The organism is Shinella sp. BE166 (genome assembly GCF_051201095.1).
GTDB classification, from domain to species: domain Bacteria; phylum Pseudomonadota; class Alphaproteobacteria; order Rhizobiales; family Rhizobiaceae; genus Shinella; species Shinella lacus.
The window spans coordinates 47,041-63,090 of the sequence record NZ_JBPEHL010000012.1 but is presented as its reverse complement, the minus strand read 5'-3'; the positions used below and the strand labels follow the sequence as shown (position 1 = coordinate 63,090).

General features: G+C 64.3%; 14 protein-coding genes. All 14 read left to right on the top strand.

Features of this window, described 5'->3' with window-relative positions:
* Positions 1-3: 3 nt before the first annotated feature.
* The 14 genes from sdhA (at position 4) to lpdA (ending at position 16,003) form a co-directional block, all read left to right on the top strand.
* Positions 4-1,845: a succinate dehydrogenase flavoprotein subunit gene (gene sdhA / locus J2Y63_RS24790; protein ID WP_435268271.1), complete on the top strand. Its 1,842-nt coding sequence runs from the start codon at positions 4-6 to the stop codon at positions 1,843-1,845.
* 18 nt (positions 1,846-1,863) lie between these two features.
* A complete protein-coding gene (locus J2Y63_RS24785; protein ID WP_256119430.1) occupies positions 1,864-2,643 on the top strand; it encodes a succinate dehydrogenase iron-sulfur subunit in 780 nt (259 codons plus the stop codon).
* A 141-nt stretch (positions 2,644-2,784) separates the two neighbouring features.
* Positions 2,785-3,321 carry a protease inhibitor Inh/omp19 family protein gene (locus tag J2Y63_RS24780; RefSeq protein ID WP_256119429.1) on the top strand — a complete coding sequence of 179 codons (537 nt, stop codon included), beginning with the start codon at positions 2,785-2,787 and terminating at the stop codon, positions 3,319-3,321.
* Positions 3,322-3,357: 36 nt separating this feature from the next.
* Positions 3,358-4,551, top strand: coding sequence for a cell division protein ZapE (gene zapE / locus J2Y63_RS24775; RefSeq protein ID WP_435268270.1), 1,194 nt, complete (start codon positions 3,358-3,360; stop codon positions 4,549-4,551).
* A gap of 166 nt (positions 4,552-4,717) precedes the next feature.
* On the top strand, positions 4,718-5,680 hold the full coding sequence (gene mdh / locus J2Y63_RS24770) for a malate dehydrogenase (RefSeq protein WP_256119427.1): 963 nt from the start codon (positions 4,718-4,720) through the stop codon (positions 5,678-5,680).
* A 27-nt stretch (positions 5,681-5,707) separates the two neighbouring features.
* Positions 5,708-6,901 carry an ADP-forming succinate--CoA ligase subunit beta gene (gene sucC / locus J2Y63_RS24765; RefSeq protein WP_069060767.1) on the top strand — a complete coding sequence of 398 codons (1,194 nt, stop codon included), beginning with the start codon at positions 5,708-5,710 and terminating at the stop codon, positions 6,899-6,901.
* Positions 6,902-6,918: 17 nt separating this feature from the next.
* A complete protein-coding gene (gene sucD / locus J2Y63_RS24760; protein WP_256119426.1) occupies positions 6,919-7,821 on the top strand; it encodes a succinate--CoA ligase subunit alpha in 903 nt (300 codons plus the stop codon).
* Positions 7,822-7,969: 148 nt separating this feature from the next.
* Complete coding sequence (locus tag J2Y63_RS24755) at positions 7,970-10,966, top strand: 2-oxoglutarate dehydrogenase E1 component (protein ID WP_435268269.1); 2,997 nt, start codon at positions 7,970-7,972, stop codon at positions 10,964-10,966.
* A 51-nt stretch (positions 10,967-11,017) separates the two neighbouring features.
* Positions 11,018-12,250 (top strand): 2-oxoglutarate dehydrogenase complex dihydrolipoyllysine-residue succinyltransferase, encoded by a 1,233-nt coding sequence (gene odhB / locus J2Y63_RS24750; protein WP_435268268.1) that lies wholly within the window; start codon positions 11,018-11,020, stop codon positions 12,248-12,250.
* Between the two features lie 6 nt (positions 12,251-12,256).
* A complete protein-coding gene (locus tag J2Y63_RS24745) occupies positions 12,257-12,670 on the top strand; it encodes an MAPEG family protein (RefSeq protein ID WP_435268267.1) in 414 nt (137 codons plus the stop codon).
* Positions 12,671-12,684: 14 nt separating this feature from the next.
* Entirely contained in the window at positions 12,685-13,329 is a 645-nt protein-coding gene (locus J2Y63_RS24740; protein WP_435268266.1) for a LysE family translocator, read from the top strand.
* Positions 13,330-13,332: 3 nt separating this feature from the next.
* Positions 13,333-13,824, top strand: coding sequence for a hypothetical protein (locus J2Y63_RS24735; RefSeq protein ID WP_435268265.1), 492 nt, complete (start codon positions 13,333-13,335; stop codon positions 13,822-13,824).
* Positions 13,821-14,573: an SDR family oxidoreductase gene (locus J2Y63_RS24730; RefSeq protein ID WP_435268264.1), complete on the top strand. Its 753-nt coding sequence runs from the start codon at positions 13,821-13,823 to the stop codon at positions 14,571-14,573. Before J2Y63_RS24735 ends, J2Y63_RS24730 begins: the two co-directional genes overlap by 4 nt.
* A gap of 23 nt (positions 14,574-14,596) precedes the next feature.
* Positions 14,597-16,003: a dihydrolipoyl dehydrogenase gene (gene lpdA / locus J2Y63_RS24725; protein WP_435268263.1), complete on the top strand. Its 1,407-nt coding sequence runs from the start codon at positions 14,597-14,599 to the stop codon at positions 16,001-16,003.
* Positions 16,004-16,050 lie beyond the last annotated feature (47 nt).

Here is a 16,050-nt window from a genome sequence, read left to right as displayed (position 1 = left end):
ATCATGGCAGCGATCTCCTCCCCGGCGGCCAACGGCAAGGCCTATAATTATGTGGACCATTCCTTCGACGTGATCGTCGTCGGCGCCGGCGGTGCGGGCCTTCGCGCCACGCTCGGCATGGCCGAACAGGGCCTCAAGACGGCCTGCATAACCAAGGTTTTCCCGACGCGTTCGCACACCGTCGCCGCCCAGGGCGGCATCGCGGCCTCGCTGCAGAACATGACGCCGGATAGCTGGCAGTGGCACCTCTACGACACCGTCAAGGGTTCCGACTGGCTCGGCGACGTCGATGCCATGCAGTATCTCGCCATGGAAGCGCCCAAGGCGGTCTATGAGCTTGAGCATTACGGCGTGCCCTTCTCGCGCAACGAGGAAGGCAAGATCTACCAGCGGCCGTTCGGCGGCCACATGCAGAATTACGGCGAAGGCCCGCCGGTGCAGCGCACCTGTGCCGCCGCCGACCGGACCGGCCACGCCATCCTGCATACGCTCTACGGTCAGTCGCTGCGCAACAATGCGGAATTCTTCATCGAATATTTCGCGCTCGACCTGATCATGTCGGCCGATGGCCGCTGCACCGGCGTCGTCGCCTGGAACCTTGATGACGGCACGATCCACCGCTTCGCCGCCAAGATGGTGGTGCTGGCGACCGGCGGCTACGGCCGCGCCTATTTCTCCGCCACCTCGGCGCATACCTGCACGGGCGACGGCGGCGGCATGATCGCACGCGCCGGCCTGCCGCTGCAGGACATGGAATTCGTCCAGTTCCACCCGACCGGTATCTACGGCGCAGGCTGCCTCATCACCGAGGGCGCACGCGGCGAGGGCGGGTATCTCGTCAATTCGGAAGGCGAGCGCTTCATGGAGCGTTATGCGCCGTCGGCGAAGGATCTCGCGTCCCGCGACGTCGTCTCGCGCTGCATGACGATGGAAATCCGCGAAGGCCGCGGCGTCGGCAAGAACAAGGATCACATCTATCTGCATCTCGACCATCTCGATCCGGCCGTGCTGCACGAGCGCCTGCCGGGCATTTCCGAGAGCGCAAAGATCTTTGCCGGCGTCGATGTGACGCGCGAGCCGATCCCCGTGCTTCCGACCGTGCACTACAACATGGGCGGCGTGCCGACGAACTACTGGGGCGAGGTGCTGAACGCCAACAGCGAGAACCCGGAGCGCATCGCCCCCGGCCTGATGGCTGTCGGCGAGGCCGGCTGTGCCTCGGTGCACGGCGCCAACCGCCTCGGCTCCAACTCGCTGATCGACCTCGTGGTCTTCGGCCGCGCCGCCGCCATCCGCGCCGGCCAGGTGATCGACCGCGTCGGCTCCGTGCCGGCGCTCGACATTGCCGCCTGCGACAAGATCATGGACCGCTTCGATCGCCTCAGGAACGCCAATGGCGGCACGCCGACGGCCATCCTGCGCGACAAGATGCAGCGCACCATGCAGGACGACGCCGCCGTGTTCCGCACCCAGGAATCGCTCGAAAGCGGCTGCAAGCGCATGACGGCGATCTGGAAGGAAATGCCGGACATCAAGGTCACCGACCGCTCGATGATTTGGAACTCCGACCTCGTCGAGACGCTGGAGCTGGAAAACCTGATGGCGAACGCCATCACGACCGTCTACGGTGCCGAAGCGCGCAAGGAAAGCCGCGGCTCGCATGCCCGCGAAGACTATGTCGACGGCCCCTTCGGCGGCCGCGACGACGTCAACTGGCGCAAGCACACGCTGTCCTGGGTGAACGAGGCGGGCGACGTGACGCTCGACTATCGCCCGGTGCACACCGACCTCATCGCGGACGGGATCGATCCCAAGAAGATCGAGCCCAAGGCCCGCGTCTACTGATCCCGAGGAGAACAGGACATGGTTGAACTCGCTCTCCCGAAAAACTCGCAGATGACCGAAGGCAAGGTCTGGCCGAAGCCGGACGGCGCCACGAACACCCGCGAGTTCCGCATCTACCGCTGGAACCCGGACGACGGGAAGAACCCGTCGATCGACACGTTCTACATCGACGTCGACGATTGCGGCCCGATGGTGCTGGACGCGCTGCTCTACATCAAGAACAAGATCGACCCGACGTTGACGCTGCGCCGCTCCTGCCGCGAGGGCATCTGCGGCTCCTGCGCCATGAACATCGACGGCACCAACACGCTCGCCTGCACCAAGGGCATGGACGAGGTGAAGGGCACGGTGAAGGTCTATCCGCTGCCGCACATGCCTGTGGTCAAGGACCTCATTCCGGACCTCACCAACTTCTACGCCCAGCACCGCTCGATCGAGCCGTGGTTGAAGACCGTGTCGCCGGCGCCGGCCAAGGAATGGAAGCAGAGCCATGAGGATCGCCTCAAGCTCGACGGCCTCTACGAGTGCATCCTGTGCGCCTGCTGCTCGACCTCCTGTCCGAGCTACTGGTGGAACGGCGACCGCTATCTCGGCCCCGCCGTCCTCCTCCAGGCCTACCGCTGGCTGATCGACAGCCGCGACGAGGCAACGGGCGAGCGTCTCGACAATCTGGAAGATCCTTTCCGCCTCTATCGCTGCCATACGATCATGAATTGCGCCCAGGCCTGCCCGAAAGGCCTTAATCCGGCCAAGGCAATCGGCGAGATCAAGAAGATGATGGTCGAGCGTCGGCTCTGACATATGACCGACCGTTCACGAAACGTGAAAGACGGCCCGGTCAATCGGGCCGTTTCATCTTGATTCGTACGGGCGATTCACGTTAATTCGGCGGAAATTGCTGCATGGCAGCAGTATCGGGCAGATATCGGGAGTATCGACATGCGGATTGTACATGTGGCAGGCGGGCTGATGATGGCGCTTGCTCTGGCCGGGTGCCAGCGGACCTCCTCGTCCATGGACAGCGTCAATACGCAGCAGAACATTACGCCGCTCGAAGCCGCACCGGTTGGCACCGTTTCGTCGAGCCAGCTTCCCGATCCGACGACCGATACCTCGCAGTTCCCGGAAAAGCCGACAACCGAGACGGCGATGGCGACGGGCACCGGTACGGGCGATGCGGCAGCCGCGACGGCGCTCGACGTCACCAAGGAATCCATGGTCGGCAACTGGCGCGTGGCAAGCGGCCCGTCCTCCTGCGACATGTTCCTGACGCTCACCAATCTCGGCAGCGGTTCGCGCGGCGGCACGCGCGGTTGCGCCGGCGAATTGACGGCGATGGGCTCCTGGGAAGTGGCCGGCAAGCAGGTCGTGCTGAAGGACCGCGCCGGCAATGCGATCGCCCGCCTCTACAAGTCGGCGGATGCGCGCTTCGACGGTTCGACCAATTCCGGCCAGCCCGTCAGCCTCTCGCGCTAATCCTTGTCCTCCGACACGAAACGGTAGCCTCCGCCCATGGGCAAGGACTGGGACAGCGGGTCGACACATCCGGACCATGGCGTTTCGGATAGGCTGAAGGCCCTTGTCGCGAGCGGCGAACTGAAACCCGACCCGGCGCAGAAGGCGATGGCGGCCCGTTTCGACCGGCTGCTGCTCGACCTGCATGCCCAGCGTCCCGCGCGCAAATCCAGCGCGCTGGGCTGGCTCTTCGCCTCCCGCAAGCCCGAGACCGTCAGCGCCCCCAAGGGCCTTTACCTCTACGGCGGCGTCGGGCGCGGCAAGACCATGCTGATGGACATGTTCTTCGAGCAGGCGCGGGTCAAGCGCAAGCGCCGGGCGCATTTCCATGAATTCATGGCCGATGTGCACGACCGCATCCACAAGCACCGCCAGAAGCTGAAGGCCGGCGAGACCAAGCAGGCTGATCCCGTACCCCCGGTGGCGGAGAGCCTGATCGAGGAGGCGCGCCTTCTCTGCTTCGACGAGTTTTCGGTGACGGACATTGCCGATGCGATGATCCTGTCCCGCCTCTTCGGCGAGCTTTTTCAACGCGGTTGCATCCTGGTGGCGACATCCAATGTCGAGCCGGACAACCTCTACAAGGACGGCTTGAACCGCGGCCTGTTCCTGCCCTTCGTCGATCTCCTGAAACAGTATGTCGAGATCGTGCCGCTCGACTCCTTGACGGATTACCGGCTGGAGAAGGACAGTGGCCTGCCGGTCTTCCGCTATCCGCTGACGCCGGAAGCCGACATGGCGATGGATGCGGCCTGGCGGCGCGAGGTGGCGGGCAAGCAGGTCGATGCCGAGACGATCGCCTTCCGTGGCCGCAGCATAACCGTGCCGCAGGCGGCGGGCCGGGCGGCGCGCTTTTCCTTTGCCGATCTCTGCCAGCGCCCGCTGGGTGCTGCCGACTATCTCGAAATCCTCGCGCATTACGACACGCTGTTCGTCGATCACATCCCCTTGCTCGGCGCCGACAAGCGCAACGAGACCAAGCGCTTCATCAATCTCGTCGACACGGTCTACGACCATCGTGTCCGGCTCTTCGCCTCGGCGGCGGCCGCCCCGGAAGAGCTTCTGGTGACCCGCAAGGGCACCGAAGGTTTCGAGTTCGACCGCACCGTCTCGCGCCTCATAGAGATCCGCAGCACGGAATATCTCGCAGATCACACCGCCCGATATGGCGATGACGTGACGAAAGCGTGACAGAAGTTCTTACGTTTACGTAAGTATTTTTGCATCTAACCGATTGAAAATCTTCGATGCAAAAGTATGTGTTGAATTTTTAACCTGACAAGCGTAAGCCCTTGCGCCGAAAGGTCCCGCAATTGCGACATTGGGGGCCTGTTGATCGGAGCAAGAGGAAGCTTTCATGGCCCGCAAGAAGATCGCACTTATTGGTTCTGGAATGATCGGTGGCACGCTGGCGCATCTCGCCGGCCTGAAGGAGCTGGGCGACATCGTCCTCTTCGACATCGCCGACGGCATCCCGCAGGGTAAGGGCCTCGACATTGCCCAGTCCTCGCCGGTCGAAGGCTTCAATGCCTCGCTGACGGGCGCCAGCGACTACGCCGCCATCGAAGGCGCGGACGTCTGCATCGTCACCGCCGGTGTTGCCCGCAAGCCCGGCATGAGCCGCGACGACCTGCTCGGCATCAACCTCAAGGTCATGGAACAGGTCGGCGCCGGCATCAAGAAGTACGCGCCGAACGCCTTCGTCATCTGCATCACCAACCCGCTCGACGCGATGGTCTGGGCGCTGCAGAAGTTCTCGGGCCTGCCGAAGAACATGGTCGTCGGCATGGCTGGCGTGCTGGACTCGGCCCGCTTCCGCCTCTTCCTCTCGGAAGAATTCAAGGTTTCCGTGCAGGACGTCACCGCCTTCGTTCTCGGTGGCCATGGCGACACGATGGTGCCGCTCGCCCGCTACTCCACCGTCGGCGGCATCCCGCTGACCGACCTCGTCAAGATGGGCTGGGTCACCAAGGAGCGCCTCGAAGAAATCATCCAGCGCACCCGTGACGGCGGCGCCGAAATCGTCGGCCTGCTCAAGACCGGCTCGGCCTATTACGCCCCGGCCGCTTCGGCGATCGAAATGGCCGAATCCTTCCTCAAGGACAAGAAGCGCGTCCTGCCCTGCGCGGCCTATCTCTCCGGCCAGTACGGCGTGAAGGACATGTATGTCGGCGTGCCTACCATCATCGGCGAGGGTGGTGTCGAGCGCATCATCGAAGTCGAGTTCAACAAGGCCGAACAGGAAGCCTTCGAAAAGTCGGTCGCGGCCGTCGCCGGCCTTTGCGAAGCCTGCATCAACATCGCGCCTTCGCTGAAGTAATCCCGGCATCAGGACAGGATTTTCCCCATGAACATTCATGAATATCAGGGCAAGGCTCTGCTGAAGAGCTTTGGCGCACCGGTTGCCGAAGGCGTTGCCATCTTCTCCGCCGACGAGGCTGAAGCGGCTGCGAAATCGCTTCCCGGCCCGCTCTACGTGGTCAAGAGCCAGATCCACGCCGGCGGCCGCGGCAAGGGCAAGTTCAAGGAACTCGGCCCCGACGCCAAGGGCGGCGTGCGCCTCGCCTTCTCGATCGAGGAGGCCAAGGCCCATGCCAAGGAAATGCTCGGCAACACGCTCGTCACCGCGCAGACCGGCCCGGCCGGCAAGCAGGTGAATCGCCTCTACATCGAGGACGGCGCCGACATCGACCGCGAACTCTATCTTTCGCTGCTCGTCGACCGCTCCGTCGGCCAGGTCGCCTTCGTCGTTTCGACGGAAGGCGGCATGGACATCGAGGCCGTGGCGCATGACACGCCGGAAAAGATCCTCACCGTCGCGATCAACCCGGAAGCCGGCGTTACCGCCGACGACCTGGCCAAGCTCACCTCGGCGCTGAAGCTCGAAGGCGAAGCCAAGGCGGACGCCGAAAAGCTCTTCCCGATCCTCTACAAGGCCTTTGTCGAGAAAGACATGAGCCTCTTGGAGATCAACCCGCTGATCGTCATGAAGAACGGCCGCATGCGCGTTCTCGACGCAAAGGTGTCGTTCGACGGCAACGCGCTCTTCCGCCACGACGACATTAAGGCGCTGCGCGACGAGACCGAAGAGGACGCCAAGGAAATCGAGGCCTCCAAGTGGGACCTCGCCTATGTGGCGCTCGACGGCAATATCGGCTGCATGGTCAACGGTGCCGGTCTCGCCATGGCGACGATGGACATCATCAAGCTCTACGGCAAGGAGCCGGCGAACTTCTGCGACGTCGGCGGCGGCGCCGGCAAGGAGAAGGTCGCGGCTGCCTTCAAGATCATCACGGCAGACCCGAAGGTCGAGGGCATCCTCGTCAACATCTTCGGCGGCATCATGAAGTGCGATGTCATCGCCGAGGGTGTCGTTGCGGCCGTGCAGGAAGTCGGCCTCAAGGTTCCGCTGGTCGTTCGTCTCGAAGGCACGAATGTCGAGCTTGGCAAGAAGATCCTCAACGAATCGGGCCTGGCGATCACCGCCGCCGACGATCTGGATGATGCTGCCAAGAAGATCGTCGCCGCGATCAACGGCTAATTGAAGGACCTGACCTCATGTCGATTCTCGTCAACAAGAACACCAAGGTCCTCGTTCAGGGCCTGACCGGCAAGACCGGCACCTTCCACACCGAACAGGCGCTCGCCTATTACGGCACGCAGATGGTCGGCGGCATCCACCCGAAGAAGGGCGGCGAAACCTGGACCGGCTCGAAGGGCGAAAGCCTGCCGATCTTCGCCTCGGTTGCCGAAGGCAAGGAAAAGACTGGCGCGGACGCCTCCGTGATCTACGTTCCGCCGGCAGGTGCCGCGGACGCGATCATCGAGGCGATCGAAGCGGAAATCCCCTTCATCACCTGCATCACCGAAGGCATCCCGGTTGCCGACATGGTGCGCGTCAAGGCCCGCCTCGACCGCTCCTCCTCGCGCCTGCTCGGCCCGAACTGCCCGGGCATCCTGACGCCGGAAGAATGCAAGATCGGCATCATGCCGGGCTCGATCTTCCGCAAGGGTTCGGTCGGTATTGTTTCGCGCTCTGGCACGCTTACCTATGAAGCCGTGTTCCAGACCTCCAACGAAGGCCTCGGCCAGACCACGGCCGTCGGCATCGGCGGCGACCCGGTCAAGGGCACCGAATTCATCGACGTGCTGGAAATGTTCCTGGCGGACGACGCCACGACCTCCATCATCATGATCGGCGAAATCGGCGGCTCGGCTGAAGAAGATGCGGCACAGTTCCTCATCGACGAAGCCAAGAAAGGCCGCAAGAAGCCGATGGCCGGCTTCATCGCGGGCCGCACCGCTCCGAAGGGCCGCACCATGGGTCACGCCGGCGCCGTCGTTTCCGGCGGCAAGGGTGATGCGGAATCCAAGATCGCGGCGATGGAATCCGCGGGCATCCGCGTTTCGCCCTCGCCGGCCCGCCTCGGCAAGACGCTGGTCGAAGTCCTGAAGGGCTGAAACATCAAAACTGGGTGGGCCGGCTGAAAATGCCGGCCGATCCGTCTCTTCCCGGCGCGCGGCGGACAGGCCTGCGGCGGGCGGCAATCCGGGGAAAGCCCGGTCAACACGATCGTTCGGGAGGCGGGCGCGGCGCCCGCGAAACACCATGGCACGACTAGACGCCAACGAACAATTTCTCGCCACGTCCTTCCTCGACGGGGCGAACGCGGCCTATATCGAACAGCTCTACGCGAAGTATGAGGCGGACCCCGCTTCCGTCGGCGAAGAGTGGCAGGCCTTTTTCAAGGCGCTGGAAGACCAGCCCTCCGACATCGTGAAGGCCGCCAAGGGCGCCTCTTGGAAGCGCGCCAACTGGCCGATCGCGGCCAATGGCGAGCTCGTCTCGGCGCTCGACGGCAACTGGGGCGTCGTCGAGAAGGTGCTTGAGAAGAAGGTCCAGGCCAAGGCGGAAGCCGTTGCGGTCCAGACCGGCGCGCCCGTCAACCAGGCCGATGTCAACCAGGCGACGCGCGATTCGGTGCGCGCCATCATGATGATCCGCGCCTACCGCGCCCGCGGCCACCTGCATGCCAAGCTCGACCCGCTCGGCATCGCGGCACCCGTCGAGGATTATCACGAGCTGTCGCCGTCGAACTACGGCTTCACGGATGCCGACCTCGACCGCAAGATCTTCATCGATAACGTGCTCGGCCTCGAATACGCGAGCATCCGCGAGATGGTCGAAATCCTCGAGCGGACCTATTGCTCGACGATCGGCGTCGAGTTCATGCACATCTCCAACCCGGAAGAAAAGGGCTGGATCCAGGAGCGCATCGAAGGCCCGGACAAGGGCGTCGATTTCACGCCGGAAGGCAAGAAGGCGATCCTGCAGAAGCTGATCGAGTCGGAAGGCTTCGAGCAGTTCATCGACGTCAAGTACAAGGGCACCAAGCGCTTCGGCCTCGATGGCGGTGAAGCGCTGATCCCGGCGCTGGAGCAGATCATCAAGCGCGGCGGCCAGCTCGGCCTGAAGGAAATCGTGCTCGGCATGGCGCATCGCGGCCGCCTCAACGTTCTGACGAACGTGATGGCGAAGCCCCACCGCGCCGTCTTCCACGAGTTCAAGGGCGGCTCCTACGCGCCGGACGAAGTCGAAGGTTCGGGCGACGTGAAGTACCACCTCGGTGCCTCCTCGGACCGCGAGTTCGACGGCAACAAGGTGCATCTGTCGCTGACGGCGAACCCGTCGCATCTCGAAATCGTCAACCCGGTCGTCATGGGCAAGGCCCGCGCCAAGCAGGACCAGATGGCGAAGGTCTTCGAGGGCGATATCATCCCGCTCTTCGAACGCGCCCAGGTCATGCCGCTGCTTCTGCACGGCGATGCGGCCTTTGCCGGGCAGGGCGTGACGGCTGAAATCCTCGGCCTGTCGGGCCTGCGCGGCCACCGCGTCGCCGGTACGGTGCACGTCATCATCAACAACCAGATCGGCTTCACGACGAACCCGGCCTTCTCGCGCTCCTCGCCCTACCCGTCGGATGTGGCGAAGATGATCGAGGCGCCGATCTTCCACGTGAACGGCGACGATCCGGAAGCGGTGACTTACGCCGCCAAGATCGCGACCGAATTCCGCATGAAGTTCCACAAGCCGGTGGTGCTGGACATGTTCTGCTACCGCCGCTTCGGCCATAACGAAGGCGACGAGCCGGCGTTCACGCAGCCGAAGATGTACAAGGCGATCCGCGCCCACAAGACCGTGGTCAACATCTATGGCGCGCGCCTGATTGCCGAGGGCGTGATCAGCGAAGGCGAATTCGAGAAGATGAAGGCCGACTGGCGCGCCAATCTCGAACAGGAATTCGAGGCCGGCCAGTCCTACAAGCCGAACAAGGCCGACTGGCTGGACGGTGCCTGGTCGGGCCTGCGCTCGGCCGACAACCAGGACGAACAGCGCCGCGGCAAGACCTCGGTGCCGATGAAGCAGCTCAAGGAAATCGGCCGCAAGATCTCGACGATCCCGGAAGGTTTCAAGGCCCACAAGACCATCCAGCGGTTCATGGACAACCGCATGCAGATGGTGGAGACGGGCGAGGGCATCGACTGGGCAATGGGCGAAGCGCTCGCCTTCGGCACGCTCTGCGTCGAGGGCACGAAGATCCGCCTGTCCGGTCAGGATTGCGAACGCGGCACCTTCTCGCAGCGCCATTCGGTTCTCTACGACCAGGAGACCGAAGACCGCTACATCCCGCTCGCCAATCTGGCGCCGACCCAGGCCCGTTACGAGGTCATCAACTCGATGCTCTCGGAAGAGGCCGTGCTCGGCTTCGAATATGGCTATTCGCTGGCCCGTCCGAATGCGCTGACGCTGTGGGAAGCCCAGTTCGGCGACTTCGCCAATGGTGCGCAGGTCGTCTTCGACCAGTTCATCTCGTCGGGCGAACGCAAGTGGCTGCGCATGTCGGGCCTCGTTTGCCTGCTGCCGCACGGCTATGAGGGCCAGGGTCCGGAGCACTCCTCCGCCCGCCTCGAACGCTGGTTGCAGATGTGCGCCGAGGACAACATGCAGGTCGCCAACGTCACGACGCCGGCGAACTACTTCCACATCCTGCGCCGCCAGGTGAAGCGCGACTTCCGCAAGCCGCTGATCATGATGACGCCGAAGTCGCTGCTGCGCCACAAGCGCGCCGTCTCCTCGCTGTCGGAAATGGCGGGCGAAAGCTCGTTCCACCGCCTGCTGTGGGACGACGCGGAGGTCATCAAGGACGGCCCGATCAAGCTGCAAAAGGACGCCAAGATCCGCCGCGTCGTGATGTGCTCGGGCAAGGTCTATTACGACCTTCTGGAAGAGCGCGAAAAGCGCGGCATCGACGACGTCTACCTGCTGCGCCTGGAACAGCTCTATCCGTTCCCGGCCAAGGCGCTGATCAACGAGCTGTCGCGCTTCCGCAATGCCGAGATGGTCTGGTGCCAGGAAGAGCCCAAGAACATGGGTGGCTGGGCGTTCATCGACCCCTATCTCGAATGGGTGCTCGCCCATATCGACGCCAAGTACCAGCGCGTGCGCTACACCGGCCGTCCGGCCGCAGCGTCGCCTGCAACGGGCCTGATGTCGAAGCACCTCGCACAGCTCGCCGCCTTCCTCGAGGACGCGCTGGGCGGTTGATCCGCCCTGCACTCCAGTAACCACGAAAAGAATCACGAACGGAAAACACTCATGGCTACCGAAATCCGCGTCCCGACTTTGGGAGAATCCGTCAGCGAAGCGACCGTCGGCACCTGGTTCAAGAAGGTCGGCGACGTCATCAAGGCCGACGAGCCGCTCTGTGAGCTCGAAACCGACAAGGTGACGATCGAAGTGCCGGCACCGGCCGCTGGCGTCCTGTCGGAAATCGTTGCGAATGCCGGCGACACGGTCGAGCCGGGCGGCCTGCTCGGCCAGATCTCGGCGAGCGGCTCCGCCGGAGCAAGCGCGCCTGCCGCCGCCGAAAAGGTCGAGAAGGTTGCGGCCGCTCCGGCTGCCGAGGCCAAGCCCGCCGCGGCTGCGTCGTCCATGCCGGCTGCACCCTCGGCCGCCAAGCTGCTTGCGGAAAACAACATCTCCGCCGACCAGGTCGATGGTTCCGGCAAGCGTGGCCAGGTGCTGAAGGGCGACGTGCTCGCCGCTGTCGCCAAGGGCGTTTCGACGCCGGCTGCCGTTGCCGAGCCGGTCAAGGTTGTCGCCCGTGCGGCTTCCTCCGAGGCCGATGCGCCGCGCGAAGAGCGCGTGAAGATGACGCGCCTGCGCCAGACGATCGCCAAGCGCCTCAAGGACGCGCAGAACACCGCCGCCATGCTCACCACCTATAACGAGGTGGACATGTCGGCCGTGATGGACCTGCGCAACCGCTACAAGGACCTGTTCGAGAAGAAGCACGGCGTGAAGCTCGGCTTCATGGGCTTCTTCACCAAGGCCGTGACCCACGCGCTGAAGGAACTGCCGGCGGTCAACGCCGAGATCGACGGCACGGACATCATCTACAAGAACTATTGCCACATCGGCGTCGCCGTCGGCACCGACAAGGGCCTCGTCGTTCCGGTCGTGCGCGATGCCGACCAGATGTCGATTGCCGAGATCGAAAAGGATATCGGCCGCCTCGGCAAGCTCGCCCGTGACGGCGCGCTCTCCATGGCCGACATGCAGGGCGGCACGTTCACCATCTCGAACGGCGGCGTCTACGGTTCGCTGATGTCCTCGCCGATCCTGAATGCCCCGCAGTCCGGCATCCTCGGCATGCACAAGATCCAAGAGCGCCCGGTCGTCGTCGGCGGCCAGATCGTCATCCGTCCGATGATGTATCTGGCACTGTCCTACGACCACCGCATGGTTGACGGCAAGGAAGCCGTCACCTTCCTGGTTCGCGTCAAGGACAGCCTGGAAGATCCGGAACGCCTCGTTCTCGATCTCTAAGAGGGGATGGTCATGGCAGCGTCAGCGTCTTCGCCCATGCTCGTGCTCCTGGCACTGAGCGTGGCGCTGCTCGTCTTCCATATCGGGCTCCAGGGCGTGCTTTCCACGCGCGAACTCGGTTCCGCCTGGAATGCCGGCCCGCGGGATGGCGGGCGGGAGCCGACAGGCAAGCTTGCCGGACGCGCGGGCCGCGCGTCGGCCAATTTCCGGGAAACCTATCCCGGCTTCGTCGCCCTCGCCCTGGCGCTTGCCATCGCGGGTGATCCGGGGGGCTGTGGGCTCGCCGGCGCCTGGCTGTGGTTCGTCGCCCGGCTCGTCTATCTTCCGCTCTATCTGGCAGGCATTCCCTATATCCGTTCGATCGTCTGGCTCGTCGCACTGGCGGGCCTTGCGGTCATGGCGGGCGTGGTCATCTTCTAGGAGGCAAGTATCCCATGAGCACCTACCTTCTCGAACTCGCCTCGCTGATGGCGATCTTCTCTTTCGCCATCGTCTCGCCGGGCGCCGACCTTGCCATGGTCATGCGCCAGTCGATCGTGCATGGGCGCCGCGCGGCGATCATCACGTCCTTCGGCGTCGGCACGTCGCTGATGTTTCACGTCACCTACACGATCCTCGGCCTCGGCCTCATCATTTCCCAGTCGATCTACCTCTTCAACATCGTGAAGTGGTGCGGCGTCGCTTACCTCATCTATATCGGCATCAAGGCGCTGCGTGCCGGCAAGACGGACATGTCCGTGGAGGCGGTGAAGGGCGACGAGGACGGCAAGGGCGAGCAGTCGGCCTTGCGCGCCTTCGGCCTCGGCTTCCTCGCCAATGCGCTGAACCCCAAGCCGGTCTTCTTCTTCCTGTCGATCTTCTCGACCGTCGTCAGCGCCCACACGCCGATCGCCATCAAGTTCGGCTACGGCCTCGTCATGGCTTCCTGCCTCATCGCCTGGTTCGTCGGCGTCTCGCTGTTCATGACGACGCCGCGCATGCGGGCCGCCTTTTCGCGCATGAGCCAGTGGATCGATCGCGCCAGCGGCCTCGTCTTCATCGCGCTCGGCATCAAGCTCGCGACGGAAAAGGCCCACTGAGCCATGCGCACCGCCCTCGTCGTCGCCGGACTTTTCGCCGCGACCGCCGCCTCCGCGGCGGAGTGCCGGCAGGACCGCGCGATCTATGCGGATCGCGACGGGGGCTATGAACTGACCTTCGAACCCGTCGGGTCGAGTGCTGCCGCGACGAGCCATCATTTCAAGGTCAAGATTCTCTCCAGCGGCACAGTTCTCGACGGCATCGTCATGCCCGGCGATGATCCTGCCCGCTCGAACGGCATGGTCATGCACAATTGCCCTGAGGGCGACGTGACCGGCGAGGAAATCGCCGCCTGCACCGTCTGGGAAGGCGTGGTCTACACGCTCGACGGGTCTGGTGGTGCGGACCTGCTGCCCGCTGAGGGCGCCAAGGCGGCCGAAACGCTGCTGCTCGCCGGCTTCGGCCCGTCCCTGCGCTATTCGACGCTTTGGGACGAGGGCAAGGCCAAGGTGGCGCCGTGGGACGTGCTCAAGCGCAAAGGATGCGCCGCATGACGGAAGCGCCCGTTCTTCTCGTCACCGGCGGCAGCCGCGGCATCGGCGCCAGCGTCTGCCGCATGGCGGGCGCCGCCGGCTGGCAGGTCGCGGTGAACTATGTGGCAAACCTCGAAGCCGCGGAGGCCGTGGTTGCGGATATCCACGCCATGGGCGGCTCGGCGATTACGGTTCAGGGCGACGTCGGCAGCGAGCTTGGCCTTGCCAATATCTTCTCCACCATCGATGGCACGTTCGGCCGGCTCGAAGGGCTGGTGAACAATGCGGGCATCGTCGCCCTGCCGCAGCGCGTCGACGAAATGTCCGCCGAGCGGCTGGAGCGCATGTTCGCGGTCAATGTCATGGGCTCGATCCGCTGCGCGCAGGAGGCCGTGCGCCGCATGTCGACGCGCCATGGCGGCAAGGGTGGCTCGATCGTCAATATCTCGTCGGTGGCAGCGCAGCTGGGTTCGGCCGGGCAATATGTCGATTATGCCGCGAGCAAGGGCGCGATCGAAAGTTTTACCATCGGGCTTGCCCGCGAGGTCGCGACGGAAGGCGTGCGCGTCAATCTTGTGCGCCCCGGCATCATCGACACCGATATCCACGCTTCCGGCGGCCTGCCGGACCGGGCGCGCGACATGGCATCGCTCATACCCATGCAGCGGCCGGGCACGGCCGATGAAGTCGCCCATTCCATTCTCTATCTTCTCTCCGATGCGGCATCCTACGTCACGGGTGCCGCCCTCAACGTCAGCGGCGGCCGCTAGGCCCCGCGCAGGAAGGACTTGTCATGGCATATGATCTCATCGTTATCGGTTCCGGCCCCGGCGGCTATGTCTGCGCCATCAAGGCGGCCCAGCTCGGCCTGAAGGTCGCCGTCGTCGAGAAGCGCCAGACCTATGGCGGCACCTGCCTCAATGTCGGCTGCATCCCGTCGAAGGCCCTGCTGCACGCCTCCGAGGTCTACCACCAGGCCGGCCATGGCATGGAAGCGCTCGGCATCGACGGTGTGAAGCCGACGCTCAACCTGCCGAAGATGATGGCGCACAAGGATGCGACCGTGAAGTCGAATGTCGACGGCGTCGCCTTCCTCTTCAAGAAGAACAAGATCGACGGCATCCAGGGCACCGGCAAGGTGCTGGGTGCAGGCAAGGTCTCCGTCACCAACGACAAGGGCGAGGAGCAGGTCCTGGAGACGAAGAACATCGTCATCGCCACGGGCTCCGACGTCGCCGGCATTCCGGGCGTTCCGGTCGATATCGACGAGAAGGTCATCATCTCGTCCACCGGCGGCATCGCGCTCGAAAAGGTGCCGGGCCACCTCATCGTCGTCGGCGGCGGCGTGATCGGGCTGGAGCTCGGCTCGGTCTGGGCGCGTCTCGGCGCCAAGGTCACGGTCATCGAATATCTCGACACGATCCTCGGCGGCATGGACGGCGAGGTCTCGAAGCAGTTCCAGCGCATGCTCGCCAAGCAGGGCATGGAGTTCAAGCTCGGCGCCAAGGTGACCGGCGTGGAGAAGGCCGGCGCGGGCGCCAAGGTGACCTTCGAACCGGTCAAGGGCGGCGATGCCGCCACGATCGAGGCCGACGTCGTGCTGATCGCCACCGGCCGCAAGCCCTACACCGAAGGCCTTGGCCTCAAGGAAGCGGGCGTGGTGCTCGACAACCGCGGCCGCGTCGAGATCGACAACCACTTCCAGACCAACATTGCCGGCATCTATGCGCTCGGCGACGTGGTGCGCGGCCCGATGCTCGCCCACAAGGCGGAAGACGAGGGTGTCGCCGTTGCCGAAATCCTCGCCGGCCAGGCGGGCCATGTGAACTACGACGTCATTCCGGGTGTCGTCTACACCCAGCCGGAAGTCGCCTCCGTCGGCAAGACGGAAGAGGAGCTGAAGGCCGCGGGCGTCGCCTACAAGGCCGGCAAGTTCCCCTTCACCGCGAACGGCCGCGCCCGCGCCATGCTGGCGACCGACGGCTTCGTGAAGGTCCTGGCCGACAAGGAGACCGACCGCGTGCTCGGCGTGCACATCGTCGGCTTCGGCGCCGGCGAGATGATCCACGAGGCCGCCGTGCTGATGGAATTCGGCGGTTCCTCCGAAGACCTCGGCCGCACCTGCCATGCGCACCCGACCATGTCGGAAGCCGTCAAGGAAGCGGCGCTGGCAACCTTCTTCAAGCCGATCCATATGTGATCCGGATCAGGCGGCTGCGACAACCGGCCGCCTGTCCTCTCTGCTCG